The following is a 23,563-nucleotide window of genomic DNA, read 5'->3' as shown; positions in this document are numbered from 1 at the left end:
TGCCTTTGCATAATTATCTTAATACAACTTCACGAATTTATCGCTATTATTATGACTATCCTAGGAAATATCAATCTGGTAATCTATTTGTTTGTTATAGTCCTATATCAACCTGTAGCTTTCGCATTGGTTATCCCAATAAATATACCGCCTGAGATTATTAGAATACTTGCTAGTGCGATGTACACAAGCTGACGTTTGGTTTTCTTCTCACCTAGAAATACGATCCCGCCAATGATTGAAATAATAATTCCCATTTGAGATAGTGAGAAACTTGTTGCTACACCAAGTCTAGATTGAGACATAAATAAAAACATATTTCCTGATGCCCAGATCAAACCAGGCAAGATATTTTTAATTGTATATTTATTAAACGGTTTATGCTTATACGTAATGATTAATCCACCAATTAACATACCAATCGCTTGTGGAAATAAAGCGGTCCAGCCATCTACATGAAAAATCTTTGCAATAACAACGTACATCAAGAAAGCAAGACTTGAAACAGCAAGGGTTATTACCCCTTTTTTTGTTTGACCTGAAGCTACTGCATCGCCTTGTTTACCATCAATAGACGAAAGTATGGTTCCAGCAAGGATGAGAATAATTGCAATTGTACCAAGTAAAATCGTTTGAAAAGTTGTCCATTCTCTAAATACAATAACACCAAACAATGCGGTTGATACTAACTGCATACCTGTTGAGATAGGCATCGCTTTTGATACACCAAGGTATGGAACGCTTTTAAATTGATTACTTTGTCCAACAGACCAAAATAGTCCAGAAACGATTCCTACGATAATAATTAACGGCGTTAAAACAGGCTGAACGATAAAAAAGTGAACAATTGATAAAATTAATGCACCAATAATCGTTCCTAACGTTTGGCTATAAGGGCCCCCGCCCATTTTCATGCTGACTAAAATCATGCTTCCCCAAGCTAGTGAAGGAAGTATCCCCAATAATATGTCCATCTTTTTATAACCTACTTCCTCAGTTGTAATAGTATTCATTGTTGTTCAGAACTCAGGTTTTTCTGCTAGTGAAATGCTAAAGTTCTGTTAAACTGTTACTAATGATGTTAACTTTTTAATTGCTTCTTTTGCCGGTATAGAACTAATTGCTCCTTTACCAGTCGTTGTTAATGCTCCACTTGCATTTGCAAATTGAAGAATGTCTAGGTGCTTGTCTTCAAGAATTTCAGTTAAATTTTGTTGAGTCACACCATTTTGAAGCAATTGATATAAAAAACCGCCGATGAATGCGTCACCTGCTCCTGTTGTATCAACAACGTTTACCTTATAACCGTGGGAATCATAGCTTCCTTGTTTCGTGTAAACCGTCGCACCTTCTGATCCTTTTGTAAACACAACTACTTGAACGTCGCCTCTGAACAAAGACTGTAGTGCTTCTTGATCATTGGATATCCCTGTAATAAACGTTAATTCATCATCTGAAATTTTTACGATATGCGCTTTCGGGATAAATTCCAAAATCGTTTGTCGACATGCTTCATGATTTTTCCACAATGGCAAACGTACATTAGGATCGAAACTAACTAAGCCACCCTTTGCTTTTATACTTTCAATTGCTTTTACATGTGCATACTTCATCGGGCTTTCAACTAAATCCACTGAACAAAAATGAAGTAAATCAGCACTTGTAAACCAATCTTCATTTATTTCTTCTTTTGTTAACAATAAATCAGCGGATGGATTGCGATAAAAACTAAAATCACGTTCTCCGTCTTCACGTAAAGAAACAAAAGCTAGCGCTGTATTTGCTTCATCAGTACGAAAAACCATCGTCGTATCCACACCGACAATGTTTAATGTATCAATTAAAAAGTCACCAAACGCATCTTTTCCCACCTTTGTAATAAGGGCAGCATTTCCTCCGTAAGATGTTACAACAGATGCAACGTTTGCTGGTGCTCCGCCTGGTACACGTGTAAACGATGCCACATCTTTTAACTCTAGGCCTTTTTGACCTGGAATCATATCAATTAACACTTCACCAATACAAAATAATTTTCCCATTCAATCACCCACTTAGGTATGTCTTTTTTATTTGAAGGTTTTTGGAAGATTTCTCTCAACCATCTCTACGGATTTTGTGCATTTCGGATCTCCACGAAGTGAAAGCCTTCTCATATAGATTCAGATTTTATCATAGTAATCGATCAAATTCAATCAAATTCAATCAAAATCATTCACGTAAAATCATTAATTCATTAATTTTTATAAATTCAATCAAAATCATTCATATTTTTAAAAGCTAGATCTAGTACAGAATAAAATAAGTTTTTTGTAATCATTTATTCTTTTGTTACAAAAGCAGTCCACTTTTGCCTTGGTTTAATGAGGAAAAATAAAAGAGAGTTTTGAAGAAAGTATGTAGTTTAGTTAGAATTGGGAGTTATTAAACGGGTAGTGACGAGAAAATTTAAAGCTTGAGGATGGACATCCCACAAGCTTTTTAGTGTGAATTGTTATGTTGTTTTTTGCAATGATAGTGAAAATTAACAGTTTTTCTTTATATTTTCTACACAAGCGGAACTACTTATCCTACTCTCCTATAATTGAATTAGGTCTGGAATTATAAATAAGCATTATCCAAAACCTACTCGCCCAATAATGAAAAACATAGTTGTTAGAATTTTCACAGGTTATCTACTTCCTTATTTTTTCTTATCTTTCCCCTCCAAATATTTTACAATTCTTATACTTCAATGTAAGCCGTGAATGCTTAAGCAGCTAAAAGAATCTTTCAAGATCCTTTTTTCATGCCTATAAGCGTGATTATGTGAACTAAAAAATTAGAAGTTTTTTAAACATCTGATTCTAAAAAGTTCTGCAATAAACACCAGTTGAAATAAATTAATCGGTCTTCAACAATCGGGCGCAATTTTTGTACAAGAAATTGTGTCTTTTTAGTTATCATTTTGAACATGGTAATGCTTATTTGATCAAAATTGCGCCACAAAAAACATACTAACATTAGTATGTTTCATTTATCTGACAACAAATCTCATTCGAAATTTATAGTACCTAAGACAATCACTAATAAGATCAAGGAAACTTTTGCAATTTTATCCTCAGTAACAAGTTTTAACAAGGCTACAAGAACAATACCAATGATTGGATCATCTTCAACTATTAATATTGTAATAATGTCGAGAAGAGGAATAACTTCATCAATAATATCTGATTCCAGTTCCATCCAAACAACTCCTTCTTGTAGTTAAGTTATTATGGAATGAATGAAATGTGAGGGGAGTTTTACTCATTTTATAAATGTCGGAGTTCGTAAACAATATGCAGTAGCTTCTTTAATAATAGGGCGCGATTGTTTAACAACATAGGTAGAAAATGATCAAACTTTTTTATAAAATCGAAACATTAATCTACTGGATAAGAATCCATTTTGATCAATCTTTTTTCAAAATGGATTCTTTTTATTTATCGCAAAATGCTTGCTTAGGGGGTATTTTTGATCAAAATTTATTTCAAAGCAACATAAATCATAGATTTTAAACGAAAGATTATGTAGAATTAAAAAGTTTGATTTTGCCAATCCATTTTATTTTCAACCCTACTCTGAGGTTAAGTCTTAACTGCAAAATAGGCTGATATTGCGCAAAAATGGAATCGTTCTTAGCAGAGTTCAAAAATGTCCGAAATGTTGGTGAACCCACTTTAAGGATAACAAACGCTTGGAAAATTCGATGCTGCTATTGTAGTTTTTAAAGCAACAGTAAGAACGGGATGAAAGCGCTTATAATACACCTTTCCAATAAATATCAAAGGGGGTATAATAAAGGTTGAGGCAAATCGACCGAATGTTAGAATGAATTAACAAAAATAGTAGGTTTTGCATAGCGTTGTAATTGCTTGTGCTACCTGAAAATTTCTATTAAAAGGGGAGAAATTAGATGGAGAAATTCTATGAAAGTATGTATCAGTTAATCGTTGAAACATCGACCAACTTACCAAAGGACGTAAGAAGAGCAATTGCTGCTGCAAAGTTAAAAGAAAGTGCTGGTACTCGTTCAGCAATGTCACTTGCAACGATTACAAATAATATTAAAATGGCTGATGACAATATTTCACCAATTTGTCAGGATACAGGTTTACCAACATTTAAATTGAAAGTTCCTGTTGGTGCAAATCAGCTCACAATGAAGAAAGAAATTAAGCGTGCGATTGAACAAGCAACGAAGGATGGAAAACTACGACCAAACTCAGTAGATTCGATTTCAGGTGATAACAGTGGGGACAACCTTGGGGAAGGAACTCCTGTCATTAAATTTGAGCAATGGGAAAAAGATTACATTGACGCTCGTCTTATTTTAAAAGGCGGTGGCTGTGAAAATAAAAACATTCAGTATAGCTTACCATGTGAGCTTGAAGGGATAGGTAAAGCAGGGCGTGATCTTGATGGGATTCGTAAATGTATCATGCATTCTGTTTACCAAGCTCAAGGACAAGGCTGTAGTGCTGGATTTATCGGCGTAGGAATTGGTGGCGACCGTACAAGCGGTTATGAACTTGCAAAAGAACAATTATTTAGAAGAGTTGACGATGTTAATGAACGCGAAGACTTACGTCAACTTGAAGACTATGTATTGAAAAATGCAAATGAACTTGGCATTGGTACAATGGGATTTGGTGGAGAAACAACACTTCTTGGCTGCAAAATTGGTGTCATAAACCGTATTCCAGCAAGCTTCTTCGTATCTGTTGCTTACAACTGCTGGGCGTATCGCCGATTAGGTGTGTTCATTGATCCTGAAAATGGTGCAATTAACGAGTGGTTATACCAGGATGGTGAAGAAGTTGATTTTGCGCAGGGAGAAGTAGCCGCAACGGAAGAACAGAGTTTGGCATCAAGAGAAGTAGTCCTTGAAGCACCGATTACGGAAGAACAAATTAGAGAGCTAATGGTTGGAGATGTTGTCCGGATAAACGGTATGATGTATACCGGTCGTGACGCGATTCATAAGCATCTTTCAGAAAACGATTCTCCAGTAGATCTAAATGGACAAATTATCTATCATTGCGGACCTGTTATGATGAAGGATGACGATGGCAATTATCATGTAAAAGCGGCTGGTCCAACAACAAGTATTCGTGAGGAACCGTATCAAGGCGACATCATGAAGCGCTTTGGTATTCGTGCTGTGATTGGAAAAGGCGGCATGGGTCCAAAAACACTTCAAGCACTAGGTGAACATGGTGGAGTGTACTTAAATGCAATTGGAGGAGCTGCTCAATACTATGCAGATTGTATCAAATCTGTAGAAGGTGTCGACCTTATGCAATTCGGAATTCCAGAAGCAATGTGGCACTTAAAAGTAGAAGGCTTTACTGCTGTTGTAACGATGGATTCTCATGGTAATAGTCTGCATGCTGATGTTGACAAATCTTCATTAGAGAAGCTTGCCCAGTTTAAAGAGCCAGTATTTAAATAAACGTTTGTTTAAGAAGACTTGGAGGATGCTCCGGGTCTTTTTTTGAAATTGTAGATATGTTCCCCATTTCTTTTCGATTCTATACTTCTGATTCATCGCCTATACATGGTAGTTTTTTTCAGTATTGAAAATCTCTCTAAATAAACACTATAGATAATGACAACGAATGAGGAGAGAAAATAGATGAAAAAATGTGCCATTGTTTTAAGCATACTTTGCTTATTTTTCCTTTCTATGAGTCCTGTCTACGCACAATCAAACAAACCACTTCATTGGGGATTTGCGAAAAGTAAAAATCACGAACCACCGTCTGCGGGAGTGGAATTAGATACATTGCTTGGAAAATATGGATCATTTTATTTAGGGAATTCCACAACAAAGGAAATCTATTTAACATTTGATAATGGGTATGAAAATGGCTATACACCAAAGATTCTTGATGTATTAAAGAAACAAAAGGTTCCGGCTACATTTTTTGTGACGGGGCATTATTTAGAAAAAGAGCCAGGGTTAGTGAAACGGATGGTAGACGAAGGTCATATTGTTGGCAATCACTCTTGGCACCATCCTGATTTAACAACGCAAAGTGCTGAGCAGCTAAAAAAAGAGCTTGAGTCAGTTCGTTTAAAGGTAGAAGAGCTTACGGGTCAAAAAGAAATGAACTATCTTCGTCCACCTCGTGGGATTTTTAGTGAACGTGTTCTTGCCGAATCAAAGAAGCTTGGTTATACGACCGTCTTTTGGTCTTTAGCATTTATTGATTGGAAGGTTGATGCACAACGAGGCTGGAAATATTCTTACGATAATATTATGCGACAAATTCATCCCGGATCGATTCTTTTGCTTCATACTGTTTCAAAGGATAATGCTGAAGCACTTGACCAAGCAATCATTGATTTGAAGAAGGAAGGCTATATTTTTAAAAGCTTAGACGATATGATGATCAATAAAATGATTGAAAATCCTTATCTCCTATCCCTTTGACGTGGTTCAAAGGGGTTTTTCTTGTTATTAAGGAAATGATAAAATTCTTGTACTGTGGATAAGCGCACGAAAGCAAGCGTAAGCGCCTAGCCCCTCGGGGTCATAAGCCACGCATGAATTGAAGGCAAAGAACGCCTTCTATTCATGCGCGTCTTATGCCATGCCTGAGGCTGATCAAGGCGCTTCCGCTTTTGTTCTTCGGTATAATGCTTATGTATAAAGTGCTATAATAGGCAAATAAAAAGAAGTAAAGGATGGGGAAGCGATGTGGAAGGAAATCGTCGCGATTGATGGTCCTTATAATTTTGATCGTGCGTTAGATCGTTTATCAAAGGACCCTCTTAATTCTCTGAACAAAGAAGAGAAATTCGTCAAAATCCCTTTAATCATAAATGAACATCCATACGTTATTACAGTAAAAGCGATCGGAACAACCGCAGAACCTAGATTTGAAATTACCGGAAGTGAAGACGGGATAAAAGAGCAGGCGCTTATGAACGTACAAAGAATTTTCCAATTGGATTTTTCCTTGCATAACGTAGATGCACACTTTCAAACGACAAACATAGCTGATATCTTTCGGCAGCATGTGGGGACACCACTTGTGTTAGAATTTGATCTTTATCGTTGTTTAATGAAATGCTTTATTCATCAGCAATTAAATGTCACGTTTGCCCATACTTTAACGGAACGGTTTGTGAAGAAATTTGGCTATCAAGTTGAAGATGTTTGGTTTTATCCAAAGCCAGAAACTGTGGCAAAACTAGACTATGATGATTTAAAGGCATTACAATTTAGTGGAAGAAAAGCAGAGTATGTCATCGATACATCACGATTAATCTCAGAGGGAAAGTTAAAATTAGCGGAACTGGACATGCTGTCAGATGATGAGATGATGAAGAAATTAACGAAGGTACGGGGGATTGGTCCTTGGACGGTGCAAAGTCTGTTATTATCTGGACTTGGACGGCCTAATCTTTTTCCCAAAGCCGATATTGGTATTCAAAAAGCATTACAAAAACATTTCAAACTCGAACAAAAGCCAACGAGTGAGGAAATGGATCGCTATAGCGTACAATGGGAGCCATATTTAAGCTACGCTACTTTGTATTTATGGAGAAGCATTGAGTAGAAACGGAGCGTTTTAAACATGAAGGATAAAAAGCAACAAGGTAATCAAATCAAAATTGCACAAGGACAAACCTTTCCAATAACGATTAAACGATTAGGCATTAATGGGGAAGGTGTCGGCTATTTTAAAAGGCAGGTTGTTTTCGTGCCTGGTGCTCTTCCTGGAGAAGAGGTGCTTGTTGAAGCAACGAAGATTCAACCAAAATTCGCAGAGGGAAAAGTGAAGAAAATTCGCAAGCAATCACCTTTCCGTGTCAAGCCACCATGTCCAATTTATGAAGAATGTGGTGGCTGTCAGCTGCAACATTTAGCCTATGACCAACAGTTAAAGGAAAAGCGTGATATTGTTGTGCAATCATTGGAGCGTCATACAAGGCTTCAGGTGAATAAGCTTGATATTCGACCAACGATTGGGATGGAAGACCCTTGGAAATACCGCAACAAAAGCCAATTTCAAGTCGGCCAACAAAAAAATGGAAAGATCATTGCTGGCTTATATGGTCTAGATTCACACCGACTAGTACCAATTCAAAACTGCATGGTCCAGCATCCATTAACAAATAAAGTATCAGAAGAGGTAAGAAAGATCCTCGAAGAATTGCAAGTGCCAATTTATGATGAACGAAAACGAAAAGGCATTGTTCGCACAATCGTCACTCGTGCCGGATTTCAAACAGGTGAAGTTCAAGTTGTCTTAATTACAACGCAAAAAGAAGTACCACGTAAAAAACTCATCATGGCTGAAATCCAGAAACGATTACCAGAGGTCAAATCACTTGTTCAAAATATCAATGGAAACAAAACCTCGCTCATTTTTGGAGAAAAAACGCTTCACTTAAGCGGAGAAGAAGTCATCCAAGAAACACTCGGCGACTTAAGCTTCGAGCTATCAGCCCGAGCATTTTTTCAGCTAAACCCCATCCAAACAGTCAAGCTATACAATGAGGTCAAAAACGCAGCAGCCCTTACAGGCAAGGAAAAAATCGCTGACGCCTATTGTGGAGTAGGAACAATTGGTCTCTGGCTTGCGGATGGTGCAAGTGAAGTACGTGGAATGGACACAATCGAAGCAGCAATCATCGATGCACAAGAAAATGCAAGAAGACATGAAATCGATAACGCAACCTATGTCACAGGCACAGCAGAGCACTGGCTCCCAAAATGGGTCGAAGAAGGCTGGCGCCCAGATGTAGTCGTTGTAGACCCACCACGAACTGGCTGTGACGGCAAGTTACTAGATGCGATCAAGAAGGTAAAGCCGAAGAAGTTTGTTTATGTTTCATGTAATCCTTCTACGCTTGCGAAGGATATTGATTATCTATCGAAGGATTATCAGGTAGAGTATATTCAGCCGGTGGATATGTTTCCGCATACGGCGCATGTGGAGTGTGTGGCGCAGCTCATTTTAAAAGAAGGCAACTAACCCTTGTGGGTGTTGCCTTTTAACGTTTCCTGCAACGTATGAACACTTCCATTTGACTGCCCCCAGTAAACTGAAGCGTTACAACTCAGCGGCTAAGGCACCGTTTTTTCGTTATGGATAAAGTAGGAATTGACAGTTTAGGTACTTTACCCGTAAAGTTGCTTATGATGCAAATTAAAATGGAGGAGAACAGATGCAATTCATTAATAAACTACTTCTGGATATGGAACTAGATCCTAGATTAGTAGAATATCTTTCGATTATAATCAAGATTCTGCTAATAGGGCTTATCTGTATCGTAGCAAATTTTATTTCAAAGAAAATAGTGATCAGGATCATTACTCGTATCGTTACAAACTCCAAAGTCAAGTGGAGTAAAATCATATTGGAAAGACAGATTTTTCGAAAGTTATCCCATATTGTTCCTGCGATCATTATTTATTCGTTTTCTTCAACCTTTCCAACCTATCAATCAATTATCGAAAAATTGGCCATTACCTATATCATTATTGTAGGGTTAGTGTTTATTCAAAGCTTACTTAATGCACTTAATGATATTTATCAAACCTTTGAAATATCCAGGGTTAAGCCTATTAAAGGATATATTCAGGTGATTAACATTATTATTATGACTCTCGGGTTCATCTTAGTTATCTCGAACCTAATAGGGGAGAGTCCTCTTATCCTATTAAGTGGTATTGGTGCTCTCTCGGCAGTTTTGATGTTAGTATTTAAAGATTCGTTATTAGGACTAGTTTCAGGAATTCAGTTAACGGCCAATGATATGGTTCGGGTTGGTGACTGGATTGAAATGCCAAAGTATGGAGCAGATGGTGACGTTATTGATATTTCTTTAAATACCGTAAAGGTTCAAAATGGGGACAAAACGATTACGATGATACCAAGTTATGCCCTTACTTCCGATTCTTTTAAAAACTGGAGAGGGATGCAAAGCTCAGGCGGCCGACGAATCAAGCGCTCTTTGTATATAGATACCAGTAGTATCACGTTTTGCACTGACGAAATGATTGAGAAATTTATACAAGTTCATTACCTTTCAGACTTCATTATTCAAAAGGAAATGGAAATTACTGAGTACAATGCCAAAAATGAAATAGATAGGAACAATCGTGTGAATGGTAGGGCCCTTACCAATATCGGTGTTTTTAGGGCGTATATCAGCAATTACCTCAAGAATCACCATGGAATCAATCAGAATATGACCGTAATGGTTAGACAACTGGGACATAGTGAATACGGGTTGCCTCTAGAAATTTATGCATTTACCAATGACGTACAGTGGGCAGTGTATGAATCTGTGCAATCTGATATCTTTGACCATCTATTTGCAGTTGCACCAGAGTTTGGACTTAGAGTATTCCAGAATCCATCTGGGGCTGATTTAAGAAACATGGTAGAAGAATCGAGCAACAAAGCCTTGATTGGCGAAAGAAGCTATTGAAATAATCAATCACTGAAACAAAGCCGACTGTTTAAATAACACAGTCGGTTTTTCAACAATATGAAAAACAAAATTGTCTATAGACAAAATGCAGAAATCTCGATAAAATCCCTCGTAAATTAAATGAAATGTGATGCTGTTATAATAAAAAGGCCTAGTCCGATATTAAATGAACTAAGCTATTCTCTGTATATATTTTTCCTACATATTTCTTTTAAGTTAAGTCTTGTTCTATATTCATAATCTACCTCAATCCATGGATTATTCTTAGTTTAATTCGAGATTTCATCATGGAGAATGTAAGCCCGCATTCAAACAACGCATATAAACACGTAGCATCTCCTGGTACGATACTTGTATCAATTTAAGGAGGTGCTTCACATGTCAAAACAACAACTTACAATTGTCCCCGTTACACTACATCCCGAGAATAAAGTTTCATTACATGCCCTGGTCAAAAATGATTCAGGAAGAGTGTAGCAAATAAAAGAAATAAGCCATATATTCGATTAAAAAAGTCGTAATATATGGCTATTTGTCATGCGTACCAGAGAGGTGCGCTTATTTTTTATAGTTCGGGTTTACAACCTAATAGCATTGATTAAGTTCTTTTACTTAATCATGAAAATTTGTTGTGAAACAAGATTTTTCAGGGTGTCACAGGGATTTTCTCCATGTCGAACACTACTTAAACGACAGCTTTTTAGCAGAGGGTGGCATCTCTTACCAGGGCGGGGTTTATACTTGTAACGTTAATACAACCTTTTGAGAAATAAATTGCAACATTTTGCCAAGATATTTATCGGAATTTTATTATTAATTTTCGAAACTTTTTCTAAAGGTAAATTCCACTAATAGTTGAAAGGAGTTGAGAGAGAGGGATGGAGTTTGAGAATGATAAGATGGTTAAAAAAGCAATCAGGGGTAATAAAAAAGCTTTTGAACAACTCATAAAGCAGTACTATGAACGAATCTACCGGACTGCTTATCTTTATGTACATAACGAAGAGGATGCATTAGATGTCGTTCAAGAGGCAACGTATCAAACTTTTACGAGTATTCATTCGTTAAAACATCCGGAATATTTTATGACTTGGCTAACAAAAATCATTATCCGCTGTGCTGGCCAAATCCTTAAGAAAAGAAATAATATTGTGCCGCTAACAGACGAAGTATTGTCAAATTTAACGGTAGACTATCATTCAGGTCATGATGAAGCAATAAATCTATTAAATGTGATCGGACAGTTAAGAGGAAATTATCAATCTGCCATTATTTTGTTTTACTACTATGATTATTCTATTAAAACCATTAGTGAAATCATGGAGATCCCCGAAGGAACTGTAAAAACTTATTTAAGCAGGGGGAGAGCCGAATTAAAAAAGTCCTATAAAGAAGAGGAGGGCAAATGCAATGGATAACAAAGAAGTAAAAAGAGCTATTGAAAAAATAGTTGTACCAAAAGAAAAAGTGTTTAACGCTATTGGTAAAGGCTTAAAAATGTCAGGGCAAGGTAGAAAAACGAAGAAAAGGAAAGTTCTTGCAGGTTCAGCTGCTGCCGCTGTTCTTCTTGGAATGACTGTTGCCTCTGGTTTTATGAATCCTACTATGAACAAAGTATTAGCGAATGCACCCTTAATCGGCGGGATCTTTCAAGAGTTTGATGATTCAATGGGCGTTGAACTTGCGAATCAAGATGCAGTGACAGAATTAAATCAATCGTTAACTAAAAATGGAGTGACTGTAAAACTCACCAGTGCTTATTTTGATGGCAATGTGGTATCAATTACAGGATTTGTAGATAAAGGTGTTGAAAAAGGGCATAACGAAACAGGGGAAGTAAGCTTTGATATGAACTTCGAACAGAATAAAGGGGATCATGATCCTTGGTTAAGTGGATCAAGAGCAATTAAGAAAGTGGAAAATGGATATAACTTTCAATGGAAAATGGAATATCCATATAAATCATTTAAGGAGAATTTTACTCTTCCTATTACTATTCATAATATCAACGGGATAAAAGGCGAATGGAAGTTTGATATTCCAATTAAACAAGAAAAAAATAGTACGCTTGCTATTAACCAGGAGCAAGGATATCCAGAAGACGAGGTAAAGATCCGTATTAAAGAGATACTCACTGCAAAGGCATCATCTTCACTTATATATGAGACCGTTGAGAAATACAAAGGTGATGATATTTATTTAAAAGCAGTTGATAATAAAGGAAAGGTGTATAGGTTTGGAGATGAAACTTTACTTGAGGAGTCAGAACAAGAAGATGGATATCATAGTACCATAAGAAGAGAAATGACCCGGCTCAATTCAGATATTACTTCACTTACCTTTTATCCTCAGTTATCTGCAGCAGATCCAAAAGTACAACAGCTTTTGAATAGTAAATCTTTCACCTTAAAAAGCACACGGTTCAATTTAGGCCTGCAGGTAAATGATGTTACTCAAAAAGGTGAGAAAGTGGTAATAGATTATCAACTTACAGGACTGCCGAAGAATTTGAGTAAAGGTAGACTCGAAACGATTAACCATAATTTAGAATACCTTTTCTGGTTGGTTGATAAGGAATATTTAACTAAAATCGACCCGGAAAATCCATGGCCTCCTAAAAACCACGGTATTCCCTTTAATAAAGTAAAAATGGTTGATAAGGCAACAGCGCACTTCCAATCTACTTTTGACTTAAACGGAGAAGAAAGGATTGAGAATTTTAAGCTGGAAAATACAATGTTGCTATTTGATTTTTCAAGCTTTGTCTCAACTAAGGAATTAAAACCATTTATTGTTGAACTTCCAGTGGAGAATGAATAAACCCGCCAGCATCTCATGTGTTTTCAATTACAGTCCATACATGTGGAGTGCTGTTCACTACTTGTAAGGAAGGATAATTAGCGGATGTAATAGTGATTAGTGAGCCTTTCCTTCTGGAGAGGCTCTTTAACATGTTTAGGTAGCTATCTTTTTCAAACTTTCAATTCTTTTTATACATATTCTTCACTACGTTTAGTATGGATTAGTAAGGGAGAACTTAGAAGAATCCTAAATATATAGTAATTACATGACAAATGTGGATGAGGTCTATCACTTTTTAGAATCCTATAGATGGGCAGAAACAGCATATAATCAATTACCTCTAATAGAAAACCAATCAGTGCTTTAAATAGAGGATAAGATTACAAAAAAACATAAAAACAGCAAAAAAGGTATAATTCTCTCGGATATTGAGAGATTATACCTTTTTTGCTTAGGAGAATTTTTTCGGTACTCTAGTTTATTGGTTTAAATTTCTTCCTCTCATAAAATTCGGACGTCTTTTCACGATTCCGCAAGGTTCTATACTAACCAGTGTCTTTTACTAGATTTTGATTTGTCTACAAAAATAAAAACCAATCAATAGTCTTTAAATAAGACGTAACATATAATCCAATCATCCATGCGGAATATCTGTTTTTTCTCTCTTTTATCCCGCATTAACGGGCAGTAAGACCCCCATCTCAAGAGTACAAGTTTAAACGAGTAAATCTAGGTGGGGGATAACTGCCCGTAAAAGATAAGGTAAGTCTCGTTTTACTGATTTAGCTCTCCCCATTGGCACATTTCTTGGATAAGAGGCCAGAGAGTTTGCCCTTTTTCAGTAAGGCTATATTCTACCTTTGGGGGAATTTGTGGATATTCCTCACGATGAATTAAGCCATCACTTTCCATTTCCTTTAATGTAGAACTGAGAGTTCTATAGGTTATCTTACCTATCATACGCTGAAGCTCATTATAACGTACTGCACCATTTTTTGATAAATAGTAAATAATTAGCAGCTTCCATTTACCGTTGATAATAGAAAGTGTGTAGCCAAAAAAAGTCTCTTGGCTGTCAGCAACATTAACTTTGGATTTTTTCATAATTACACTATCCTCCAAGATAGTATGCGTCGAAAAAGTGCATACTTGTTTGTAGTTATATATCAACTATATAATACATTCAAATCCAAGTAAAGGAGAGTTCGAACGTGAAGAAAAAATGACACCTCGGGATTCTAATAGTTTGTGAGAGGTGTAATAAAAGTTAATTTTCTCAACTATGAAGAAAAATCGTAAGGGGGACAAATAAAGTATGTTATTACAACAATATCAAGACAACATAGCAACATTACGACAAAAAATTCAAGAAGCTGAGGCGATTGTAGTTGGCGGTGCTGCCGGTATGTCTGCGGCTGCCGGATATAACTGGTATCAAGATGATGCAAATTTTCGAAAGTATTTTAACACATTTGCGCAAGAATATGGAATTGACAGCATCTTTGGAGGCTTTTACTATAAATTCCGCACTGAAGAAGAACGGTGGGCATATCTTGCAACTTTGATCAACTTTGTAGCGGAAGTTCCTATCGGCCAGCCGTATAAGGATTTATATAAAATCCTGCAAGATAAAAACTATTATATTCTTACGACAAATCAAGACACTCAGTTTTTACAAGTGTTTCCGGAAGAAAAAGTCAGTGCTATTCAAGGTAACTGGACATATTTACAGTGTGGGCGTCCTTGTCACGACGGTATTTATCCTTATGCGGAACAGGCAAAAGAATTGTGTGCTCACATCGAAGGGACGAGGATTCCATCCAGCCTGGTTCCAAAGTGCCCGAAGTGCGGCGGCCATATGGAACTGTGGGTACGCTCCTTTGTATTTCTAGAAGGCGACAAATATAGAAGCGAGCATAGTAAATATCGTGAATTTCTTCGGGAAAATCAAAATAAGAAAGTCCTCTTTTTAGAGTTGGGCGTCGGTCAAATGACTCCGATGTTCATCAAAGAGCCCTTCTGGAACATGACTTACAATTGGCAGGACGCATACTATATTACCATCAATCCAAATGACGCATTGTTACCGAGGGAACTGGAGGATAAGGGACTCGCTATTCATGAAGATATAGCGCAAGTAATACATGATCTGGTTTCGGATAGATAAGGAATAGATGAATTCATTCAGGGACACAGATTCATCAAAGTTTTATAAAAATGGAGGATCATATGGAAGAGAAATATTATGAAGTTTTAACAAAAATTCAAGAAGCTGACGGGATTGTAATTGGTGCAAGTAATGGTCTTTCCATTTCTGAAGGCATTCATATCTTTGCGGATGATTCATCTTTCCAGGAGAATTTTGGTGACTTCCGTGAAAAATATGGTTTCCGAAGCATCATACAGGGATGCTTTTATCCATTTCCTTCCGAAGAAGAAAAGTGGGCATTCTTCAGCAGGATGTACAATTACTTTTTATACAAAACGGAAGCCAGTCCGGTTATGAAAAATCTTTATGAACTGGTGAAAGATAAAAACTATTTTGTCGTTACCTCTAATATAGATAATCATTTCAGACAGGCAGGATTTCCACAGGAACGCCTCTTCGAAATAGAAGGCAATTGTCGGAATCTCCAATGCATGAATGGTTGTCATAATCAAATTTATCCAGGCGATGAAATATTGAGCAAGATGGCCAAAAGCCAAGAGAATGGAAAGGTTCCTCTGGATCTCATTCCTAAGTGTCCGGAGTGTGGCGGCCTAATGCAAGTCCATATCGAAGTCGATCGGAATTTTCTAAAAGGCGAGTCTTGGCAAACAAGTTATCAAGCTTATCAGGATTTTACCCGGAAAGCGCATGGTAAAAAATTAGTTCTGCTGGAATTAGGCGTAGGTGCAAGAAACCAACTAATTAAAGCTCCATTTATGAGGTTAACTAATATTGAGGAATATGCTACCTACATTACCCTTAATAAAGGGGAGCTTTATATTCCAGATGAAATCGCCGCTAAATCTATTGGTATCAATGGTGATACTGCGGAAGTGTTACAGCAATTAGTGCAGATGAAATAAGCTTATTCAGCTTACTAGAAAACAGAGGAGGGGATGAAAGATGTTTCTAGCGAATATTCTGGATGATCCAGTCTGCCAACCAATCAAAAAGACGTATGAACGATGGTATAAATTCATGGAAGAAACGATAGAGTTTTGGCTGCCGGATAGTGAATGGCATACGAAAGCCCATTGCGCTCGTGTGCTGCTCTTGTCACTCCTCATCGGACATCAAAAAGACTTAAGTGATGAGGAGAAGGATGCATTGGGAATGGCGGCTGTTTTCCATGATTCTCGCCGCCTGGATGATGGGATTGACAAGGGACATGGTAGCCGTGCGGCAGAGTATTACAAAGATTATTGTCGTGAGTACGATTTGCCATATGATGAGCAAGCCTATTACATCACCTATTACCATGATCAGGATGATTCACTTGGTTTGTCAGAGATTGCAAAGTCTCTTATTATCAGTGAACGGGGCATGCTGCTGTATCAGATTTTCAAGGATGCCGATGGGTTGGATCGTTTCCGTCTGGGCCCTGATGCTTTGGATGTAAATTTTCTTCGGACAGAGGAAGCACATGGACTTGTTGAATTTGCAAAATATCTTTTACAGAAAAGTAGTGAAACGAATTCGTGAAAATATAAAAGGAAGTTGCTCATTTCAAGCCAGTTATTGAGCAAAAATTAGGAGATTATAGTGTAAATCTACCCATACAAAAGAGTGAACAACATAATCCGCTGACTAGCACATGACAATAAATATTCACTTTTCCTAGGAGAATAGTATTCTTTGAAATTTCAAAAAATATTGTTGACATCGTTTTCAAAGGAAGATAGAATAGCACTATCAAAATTAATTGGATAGTTACTGTAAGGCAGGCTATACCGATTTTTGGTAATATTATTGTTGATTATTATTGTGTAACCTTGGAGGAAGATGAATTTTATGTCTGGAACTTTAAAGATAGATAAGGTTATTAACAATAATTTAGTGCGTTCTCATAAGGATGGTAAAGAAGTACTGGTCATGGGAAAAGGTCTTGGTTTTAAAAAGCAGAGAAATGATTTCATTGATGAAACTTTGATTGAAAGAGTTTATGTCATGGAAGGAAAAGAGAATGGTAATTATCTAGAAGTGTTACTTTCTAATATTCCTTACACATATGTTCAAACTACAAATGAAATCGTAAAATATGCAATCAATTCCTTAGATAAAAAATTAGATGATACTATTTGGTTAGGTCTAACAGATCATATATATCATGCGATTGATCGTCTTAAAAAAGGCATAACAGTAAGAAATGCATTGTTATGGGAAATCAGCAGGTTTTATAATCATGAGTATCTTATCGGTAAAGAAGCATTAAAAATTATTGAAAAAAGACATGGTGTAAAACTTAATGATTCTGAGGCAGGATTTATCGCAATTCATCTCGTTAATGCACAAATGGATGATACAGTAAAGATTCAAGAAACGATGGAAATGATCCGGATACAAAAAAAAATACTAGATATAGTAAAAGACTATTATGGTATAGAGCTTAATCAAAGTTCAATTCATTATGACAGGTTTTGGACCCATCTAAAATACTTTGTTAGAAGATTATCTAAAGGAAAAGAAATGATCACCGAAGACTTAGGATTCTTAGATGTGATCAAAGCTAAGTATCCTAATGAGTATAAATGTGCTAAACATATTGAAGAATTTGTTCAAAAAGAAATGAATTGTAAATTGACAGAAGATGAAATTATTTATCTTTCTATTCACATAAGAAGAGTGATTGGAGAAAGTGTATAAAAATAAACAGGCTTTGCCATGTGGGATTGTTACGAAAGGCTCTACCCACCAGTTAACAAAAGGAATCATATGCTGATTTCTTTCCTTAGCTGGTGGGTTTTATTTTTGACAAATTTGTCAAAAATAAAAGGGGGAAAACAGTGAATAGGAATGATCGAAACGTATGGATGGCATAAGTTCATCAATATTAGAAAGAATATTTAGAATAGTGTAATCGATAAACAGGCTTTGCCAGTGGGATTGTTACGAAAGGCTATACCCACCAGTTAAAGAAAGGAATCATATGTTGATTTCTTTCCTTAGCTGGTGGGTTTTATTTTTACAAAATCTATCAGGAACTTAAAGAAAGAGGGGGAAAAACGTGAATTTTAAAAATCTAGCAGCTTCAGTCTTAGAAAAAGTTGGCGGAAAAGAAAATGTTTCATCAGTGGGACATTGTGCAACACGTCTACGTTTTAATTTAAAGGATGATAAAAAAGCCGATACTGAAGCTATTAAAAGCATAAAAGGTGTTGTTGGTGCTGTTAACAACGGTGGACAATATCAAGTCATTATTGGAAATGATGTATCCAGCGTCTATAAAGAACTTGTCCAATTAGGAAATCTCAGTGATGCAAGCAACAGTGATACAAAAGAAAAAGATAAAGGAGTTGTTGCAAAAGTATTAGATACAATTGCTGGGAGCTTTTTCCCTATTATTCCAGCCTTAGCTGGTGCTGGTATGTTAAAAGCAGTACTGGCATTATTAACAGCATTTAATTGGGTGACGGTTGAATCAGAAACTTATCAGTTTTTAAACTTTATGTCAGATGCAGCTTTCTATTTCTTGCCTATCCTATTAGCAGCTTCAGCAGCTAAAAAGTTTAAAGTCAATCAATATATGGCTATGACAATTGGTGCTATTTTGGTGCATCCAACGTTTATCTCAATGATGAATGGTGCAAAGGATGAAGGGACGGAATTACATTTCTTGGGGATTTTAGTTCCTCATGTTTCATATGCATCATCAGTTATACCGATTATATTAGCTGTCTGGTTTATGTCTTATGTTGAACCCTTTGCGGAAAAGATTGTACCAAAGTCTACTAGGATTTTTTTCGCTCCATTATTAACTTTGATTGTCGTAGCTCCAGTGACATTGATTGCTGTTGGACCATTAGGAAATTATCTGGGTCAAGTACTTGGAATGGGCTTTGCTTTTCTCGACACTCATGTGAGCTGGCTAGTTCCAACATTAGTAGGTACATTTACGCCATTTCTGGTTATGGCAGGTATGCATTACGGTATTATTCCTCTCGGTATGAATATGCTTGCAACAAAAGGCATTGATACAATTGCGGGCCCAGGAATGCTGGTTTCGAATATTGCTGAAGGTGCAGCATCATTGGCTGTCGCATTTCGTACAAAGAATAAAGATATTAAACAACTCGCTTCTTCAGCTGGAATTACAGCGGTTGTTGGTATTACAGAACCTGCAATGTATGGTATTAGTTTAAGATTCAAAAGACCATTAATTGCTACCATGATTGGTGGCGGGGTTGGAGGTTTATTCCTCGGTATCATGGGTGTAGGAAGATATGCTCAAGTTTCTCCAGGGATTTTCTCATTGCCAAGTTACATTGGGCCGGACGGTTTTACAGATTTAATTTATGCATCTATTGGTTGTGTTATCTCATTCGCTACAGCATTCATTGTTTCATATATTCTTGGAATTAAAGAAGAATCGATGGAAGAAAGTACTAAAGAAGTAAATGAAGCAAAGAAAGAGGTAAACGAAGCAAATAAAGAAGTTGCGGCAACTAACCATGATGTCATTTATTCCCCTATTAAAGGAAAAGCAGTTGAACTTACAGAAGTAAACGATGCTGTATTCTCAGAAGGAATATTAGGCAAAGGTGTTGCGATTATTCCTGCAGAAGGAAAGGTATTTTCTCCTATTGATGGAACAGTAACAGCTTTTCTTGATTCACATCATGCGATTGGTATTACAGGTGAAATTGGGGCAGAAGTTCTAATCCATGTCGGAATTGACACAGTACAATTAGCAGGTCGTCATTATTCGCCAAAAGTAACAAAAGGACAAACAGTTAAAAAAGGTGATTTATTATTAGAGTTTGATATTGATGCAATTAAGAAGGAAGGATATGAAGTTATTACACCATTTATTGTGACGAATTCCGTAGATTATTCAGATGTTTTAGGTATCACAGGAAAAGATGTAGAAGTAGGAGACGCTTTAATTAAATTAGTTTAATAATTTTGGAGATTGGTTGCCCATAAGGACACCCAATCCCAACTTTTAAAGAGAGGATGTTCAGAATCATGGGTTTTCCAAAAGACTTTTTATGGGGTGGCGCAACCGCCGCTAATCAATGTGAAGGTGCTTATTTAACAGATGGCAAAGGATTAAGCACTGCAGATGTAATGACAGCATCGGCTCATGGTGTTCCTAGAGAAATTACAGATGGTGTTGTTGAAGGAAAATATTATCCTAGCCACAATGCGGTTGGCCATTATCATCATTTTAAGGAAGATATCGCATTGTTTGCTGAAATGGGATTCAAATGTTATCGCATGTCCATTGCTTGGTCAAGAATCTTCCCAAATGGGGATGAAGAAGTACCAAATGAAGAAGGCTTAAAGCATTATGACGAAGTCTTTGATACGTGCTTTCAATTTGGAATAGAGCCGGTAGTAACAATATCTCATTTTGAGACACCGTTAGGATTATTAAAATACGGTGCCTGGGAGAATCGAAGAGTAGTCGATTTTTATTTAAGTTATTGCGAAACGCTTTTTAATCGTTACAAAGGAAAAGTGAAGTATTGGCTTACTTTTAATGAAATTAATGTCATGTCAACAAAGCCTTGGATGGCTGGTGGAGTCAATTCTGATGATGAGCAAGTAAGTATGACTGCTGCCTATCACCAATTTTTAGCCAGTGCAAAGGCTGTCCAAATGGCGCATGAAATTGATTCTGATAATAAAGTAGGGATGATGTATAACGGACACACTGCTTATCCAGCCAGCAGTGACCCTGAGGATATGCAAAGAACGAATGATTTTATGCATACAATGCTATTTTATAGTGATGTTCAATGCCGTGGTTATTATCCAGCCTATAAATTAAAGGAATTTGAACGTGAAGGAATCATTTTACCTATTCTAGACGGGGATTTAGAAGAATTGAAGAAAGGAAAGGTTGATTTTTTATCCTTCAGTTACTATATGACTCATGTTGTTGGAAAAAATACACCTTTAGTTTTTAAAGGGCTGAATGGTGTCAAAACAGGATACAAAAATCCTTATTTGCAAATGAGTGATTGGGGCTGGGGAATTGATCCGATGGGTCTCCGTTATTTATTAAACCTTTTATATGATCGTTATCAAATACCATTAATGATTGTAGAGAATGGTTTAGGAGCAGTTGATAAAGTAGAAGAAGACGGAAGTATCCATGATTCATATCGGATTGACTATCTAAGCGAACATCTTAAAGAAATGAAAAAAGCAATTGAGATTGACGGTGTTCCTGTCATGGGTTATACAATGTGGGGACCAATCGATATCATTGCTGCAAGCACAGGTGAAATGAAAAAAAGATATGGGTTTATATATGTTGATGTAGATGATAACGGAAATGGCACATTTAAGCGGATGAAAAAAGATTCCTTCTATTGGTATAAAGAGGTTATTGAGTCAAATGGGGGAAATTTGTAGCTTTTAGTGCTAAAAAAATTGAGGTACTATTTGATTAAATAAATAGTATCTCAAGAGGAGACTGTATGATTTATGTCAGTACAAAAAAATGTTTCATTAGTTAAAAATCATTATTTTTTAATTGCCGCTATCGCGTTTGGAATCATATTAAATCCATTAAATACATCGATGATCACGGTTGCGTTGCCAGAGATTAAAAATGAGTTTTCACTTACATCAAACGATATTACATGGTTGATCGCTTCCTATTTTATTGTTTGCGCTATGTTTCTACCGCTTATTGGTAAACTTAGTGACTATTATGGAAGGAAAAAAATCTTTTTGTTTGGATTACTATTGGTCAGTATTTCTTCATTTGCTGCTCCATTATCGCAAAATATGCCGATGCTGCTAGGAATGCGGGCGATACAAGCAATTGGTACATCTGCTCTATATCCTGCCGGAATGGGGATTGTTCGTTCGTATATTGAAAAAAATCAAAATAAAGTAATCGGTTTACTAACTGTTTGTGCTACTACCTCGGCAGCATTTGGACCGACAATTAGTGGGTTGTTAATTCAACAGGGCGGCTGGCATGTGATCTTTTATATTAATTTTCCAATTATCATTATTTCCGCTGTATTGGCTGTCTTTTTTATTCCTCAAGATAAAAAGGGGACTACCAAAACATTCAAGTGGGATGGAATAGGAATTATTATTTTCAGTTGTCTCATTTCTTTATGGATTTATTTTTTACAGACATTACAAAGTGGTTTAAACGTAGGGGCATTAATCGGTTCGTTAGCTTTAACATTTCTATTTTACTTCTTTGAAAAAAGGAAAGAAGAACCTTTTATAGATGTTGTTTTCTTAAGGAAGAATCCCAACATTTCATTGGTGTATATTCAATATATTTTTGCAACAATAATCTTTTTTGCTATGTTGCTTTCGGTGCCGAGTTATTTACAATCTGAATTAATGCTCAGCCCAAAGCTAACGGGTCTCATTATGCTATCGCTTTCGGTATTTTCAATTATTAGTACACCACTTACTACGCACTGGATAGAAAAGTCAGGATATAAAATCCCTTTATTTATAGGAGTCATAATAGGAGTAGTTGGTGTTGTTCTTTTAATGACAATCAACCATAGCTCTCCACTTTACTGGATTTTTATCGTGTTATCAATCATCGGATTTAGTAATGGTATTTTAAATATAGGGTTACAAACACTACTCTATTCATTTGTTTCTACAGCGGAAACGGGAACGGCTTCGGGGCTATTTTTGACATCAAGATTCATAGGTAATATTCTTGCTTCCAGTGCATTTGGTATCATGTTTGCAACTGGAGTCAATGATACTAATCTTAATTGGATGACAGTCATTTTAATTGTTGTGTCCGTTATTTTACTTTCAGGAATACTGTTCATAACAAAAAGAAAAGTTGTAAAAGGAACTTCAGAGATTGAAGAAACTGCTAACTTTTAAGTAAAAACTGCAGTGGGTGAAGAAAACAAGAGCGATGATTAATAAAGTGAAATAGCAGCTGTGTCGAAAGCAGTATGTTAGCTTGTTGAAACAGATGAGGTTACGAAAGAGATTCTTCATCATTATAAAAGATTAAAAAAGTAAGACGTATTTTATTTTGTTTATACGATTCTTTCATCGAGAAAGTCATTCTTTTTTGAAATGAATCTTATTATAAATCTAAGAAAATCTAACAAGAGTATAGGA

The 23,563-nt window shown here is 36.3% G+C and carries 18 protein-coding genes; 14 read left to right on the top strand and 4 right to left on the bottom strand.

Going from position 1 to position 23,563, the window contains the following annotated elements; genetic code table 11:
* Positions 1 to 107 precede the first annotated feature (107 nt).
* The 3 genes from K9V48_RS05015 to K9V48_RS05005 all read right to left on the bottom strand — a co-directional run bounded on the left by K9V48_RS05015 (position 108) and on the right by K9V48_RS05005 (position 3,222).
* Positions 108 to 974, bottom strand: a complete 867-nt coding sequence (locus K9V48_RS05015; protein WP_224137542.1) for a GRP family sugar transporter — start codon at positions 972 to 974, stop codon at positions 108 to 110.
* Positions 975 to 1,061: 87 nt separating this feature from the next.
* Positions 1,062 to 2,039 (bottom strand): carbohydrate kinase family protein, encoded by a 978-nt coding sequence (locus K9V48_RS05010; protein ID WP_224137438.1) that lies wholly within the window; start codon positions 2,037 to 2,039, stop codon positions 1,062 to 1,064.
* A 991-nt stretch (positions 2,040 to 3,030) separates the two neighbouring features.
* On the bottom strand, positions 3,031 to 3,222 hold the full coding sequence (locus K9V48_RS05005) for a hypothetical protein (RefSeq protein ID WP_224137437.1): 192 nt from the start codon (positions 3,220 to 3,222) through the stop codon (positions 3,031 to 3,033).
* Between the two features lie 712 nt (positions 3,223 to 3,934).
* Between K9V48_RS05005 and K9V48_RS05000 the strand changes: the two genes are divergently transcribed.
* The 7 genes from K9V48_RS05000 (at position 3,935) to K9V48_RS04970 (ending at position 13,296) form a co-directional block, all read left to right on the top strand.
* Positions 3,935 to 5,473 carry a fumarate hydratase gene (locus K9V48_RS05000; protein ID WP_224137436.1) on the top strand — a complete coding sequence of 513 codons (1,539 nt, stop codon included), beginning with the start codon at positions 3,935 to 3,937 and terminating at the stop codon, positions 5,471 to 5,473.
* Positions 5,474 to 5,656: 183 nt separating this feature from the next.
* Complete coding sequence (gene pdaA / locus K9V48_RS04995) at positions 5,657 to 6,457, top strand: delta-lactam-biosynthetic de-N-acetylase (RefSeq protein ID WP_224137435.1); 801 nt, start codon at positions 5,657 to 5,659, stop codon at positions 6,455 to 6,457.
* 265 nt (positions 6,458 to 6,722) lie between these two features.
* Positions 6,723 to 7,589, top strand: coding sequence for a DNA-3-methyladenine glycosylase family protein (locus K9V48_RS04990; RefSeq protein ID WP_224137433.1), 867 nt, complete (start codon positions 6,723 to 6,725; stop codon positions 7,587 to 7,589).
* Between the two features lie 18 nt (positions 7,590 to 7,607).
* Positions 7,608 to 9,011, top strand: coding sequence for a 23S rRNA (uracil(1939)-C(5))-methyltransferase RlmD (rlmD, locus tag K9V48_RS04985; protein WP_224137432.1), 1,404 nt, complete (start codon positions 7,608 to 7,610; stop codon positions 9,009 to 9,011).
* Positions 9,012 to 9,204: 193 nt separating this feature from the next.
* Positions 9,205 to 10,473 carry a mechanosensitive ion channel family protein gene (locus K9V48_RS04980; protein WP_224137430.1) on the top strand — a complete coding sequence of 423 codons (1,269 nt, stop codon included), beginning with the start codon at positions 9,205 to 9,207 and terminating at the stop codon, positions 10,471 to 10,473.
* An 881-nt stretch (positions 10,474 to 11,354) separates the two neighbouring features.
* The gene (locus K9V48_RS04975) at positions 11,355 to 11,894 is read left to right on the top strand and encodes a sigma-70 family RNA polymerase sigma factor (protein ID WP_224137429.1); all 540 of its coding nucleotides are present in this window, start codon (positions 11,355 to 11,357) and stop codon (positions 11,892 to 11,894) included.
* Positions 11,887 to 13,296 carry a DUF4179 domain-containing protein gene (locus K9V48_RS04970; RefSeq protein ID WP_224137427.1) on the top strand — a complete coding sequence of 470 codons (1,410 nt, stop codon included), beginning with the start codon at positions 11,887 to 11,889 and terminating at the stop codon, positions 13,294 to 13,296. Before K9V48_RS04975 ends, K9V48_RS04970 begins: the two co-directional genes overlap by 8 nt.
* Positions 13,297 to 14,052: 756 nt before the next feature.
* On the opposite strand, the gene K9V48_RS04965 is transcribed toward K9V48_RS04970, so the two are convergent.
* Positions 14,053 to 14,382, bottom strand: coding sequence for a winged helix-turn-helix transcriptional regulator (locus K9V48_RS04965; RefSeq protein WP_224137426.1), 330 nt, complete (start codon positions 14,380 to 14,382; stop codon positions 14,053 to 14,055).
* A gap of 211 nt (positions 14,383 to 14,593) precedes the next feature.
* Between K9V48_RS04965 and K9V48_RS04960 the strand changes: the two genes are divergently transcribed.
* The 7 genes from K9V48_RS04960 (at position 14,594) to K9V48_RS04930 (ending at position 23,317) form a co-directional block, all read left to right on the top strand.
* Complete coding sequence (locus tag K9V48_RS04960) at positions 14,594 to 15,445, top strand: SIR2 family NAD-dependent protein deacylase (RefSeq protein WP_224137424.1); 852 nt, start codon at positions 14,594 to 14,596, stop codon at positions 15,443 to 15,445.
* A gap of 62 nt (positions 15,446 to 15,507) precedes the next feature.
* The gene (locus K9V48_RS04955; protein WP_224137423.1) at positions 15,508 to 16,350 is read left to right on the top strand and encodes a Sir2 family NAD-dependent protein deacetylase; all 843 of its coding nucleotides are present in this window, start codon (positions 15,508 to 15,510) and stop codon (positions 16,348 to 16,350) included.
* A 40-nt stretch (positions 16,351 to 16,390) separates the two neighbouring features.
* Positions 16,391 to 16,969 (top strand): HD domain-containing protein, encoded by a 579-nt coding sequence (locus K9V48_RS04950; protein ID WP_224137422.1) that lies wholly within the window; start codon positions 16,391 to 16,393, stop codon positions 16,967 to 16,969.
* Between the two features lie 309 nt (positions 16,970 to 17,278).
* Positions 17,279 to 18,130, top strand: a complete 852-nt coding sequence (licT, locus tag K9V48_RS04945) for a BglG family transcription antiterminator LicT (protein WP_224137421.1) — start codon at positions 17,279 to 17,281, stop codon at positions 18,128 to 18,130.
* Positions 18,131 to 18,491: 361 nt separating this feature from the next.
* A complete protein-coding gene (locus K9V48_RS04940; protein WP_224137416.1) occupies positions 18,492 to 20,384 on the top strand; it encodes a beta-glucoside-specific PTS transporter subunit IIABC in 1,893 nt (630 codons plus the stop codon).
* Between the two features lie 68 nt (positions 20,385 to 20,452).
* The gene (locus K9V48_RS04935) at positions 20,453 to 21,850 is read left to right on the top strand and encodes a glycoside hydrolase family 1 protein (RefSeq protein WP_224137414.1); all 1,398 of its coding nucleotides are present in this window, start codon (positions 20,453 to 20,455) and stop codon (positions 21,848 to 21,850) included.
* A gap of 72 nt (positions 21,851 to 21,922) precedes the next feature.
* Positions 21,923 to 23,317 carry an MFS transporter gene (locus K9V48_RS04930; RefSeq protein WP_224137412.1) on the top strand — a complete coding sequence of 465 codons (1,395 nt, stop codon included), beginning with the start codon at positions 21,923 to 21,925 and terminating at the stop codon, positions 23,315 to 23,317.
* Positions 23,318 to 23,563 lie beyond the last annotated feature (246 nt).

The sequence above is a fragment of the Metabacillus rhizolycopersici genome (assembly GCF_020075705.1).
Note: the sequence above shows the minus strand (reverse complement) of the source record. Positions and strands in the feature narration are given on the sequence as shown.

Bases quoted from the DNA above. Each gene is read 5' to 3' on its own strand.
- K9V48_RS05015 (WP_224137542.1), bottom strand. From the start codon at position 974: ATGGACATATTATTGGGGATACTTCCTTCACTAGCTTGGGGAAGCATG.
- K9V48_RS04965 (WP_224137426.1), bottom strand. From the start codon at position 14,382: ATGAAAAAATCCAAAGTTAATGTTGCTGACAGCCAAGAGACTTTTTTT.
- licT (WP_224137421.1), top strand. From the start codon at position 17,279: ATGTCTGGAACTTTAAAGATAGATAAGGTTATTAACAATAATTTAGTG.
- K9V48_RS04990 (WP_224137433.1), top strand. From the start codon at position 6,723: ATGTGGAAGGAAATCGTCGCGATTGATGGTCCTTATAATTTTGATCGT.
- K9V48_RS04960 (WP_224137424.1), top strand. From the start codon at position 14,594: ATGTTATTACAACAATATCAAGACAACATAGCAACATTACGACAAAAA.
- pdaA (WP_224137435.1), top strand. From the start codon at position 5,657: ATGAAAAAATGTGCCATTGTTTTAAGCATACTTTGCTTATTTTTCCTT.
- K9V48_RS04930 (WP_224137412.1), top strand. From the start codon at position 21,923: ATGTCAGTACAAAAAAATGTTTCATTAGTTAAAAATCATTATTTTTTA.
- K9V48_RS05000 (WP_224137436.1), top strand. From the start codon at position 3,935: ATGGAGAAATTCTATGAAAGTATGTATCAGTTAATCGTTGAAACATCG.
- K9V48_RS04950 (WP_224137422.1), top strand. From the start codon at position 16,391: ATGTTTCTAGCGAATATTCTGGATGATCCAGTCTGCCAACCAATCAAA.
- K9V48_RS04980 (WP_224137430.1), top strand. From the start codon at position 9,205: ATGCAATTCATTAATAAACTACTTCTGGATATGGAACTAGATCCTAGA.
- K9V48_RS05005 (WP_224137437.1), bottom strand. From the start codon at position 3,222: ATGGAACTGGAATCAGATATTATTGATGAAGTTATTCCTCTTCTCGAC.
- K9V48_RS04955 (WP_224137423.1), top strand. From the start codon at position 15,508: ATGGAAGAGAAATATTATGAAGTTTTAACAAAAATTCAAGAAGCTGAC.
- rlmD (WP_224137432.1), top strand. From the start codon at position 7,608: ATGAAGGATAAAAAGCAACAAGGTAATCAAATCAAAATTGCACAAGGA.
- K9V48_RS04935 (WP_224137414.1), top strand. From the start codon at position 20,453: ATGGGTTTTCCAAAAGACTTTTTATGGGGTGGCGCAACCGCCGCTAAT.
- K9V48_RS04975 (WP_224137429.1), top strand. From the start codon at position 11,355: ATGGAGTTTGAGAATGATAAGATGGTTAAAAAAGCAATCAGGGGTAAT.
- K9V48_RS04970 (WP_224137427.1), top strand. From the start codon at position 11,887: ATGGATAACAAAGAAGTAAAAAGAGCTATTGAAAAAATAGTTGTACCA.
- K9V48_RS05010 (WP_224137438.1), bottom strand. From the start codon at position 2,039: ATGGGAAAATTATTTTGTATTGGTGAAGTGTTAATTGATATGATTCCA.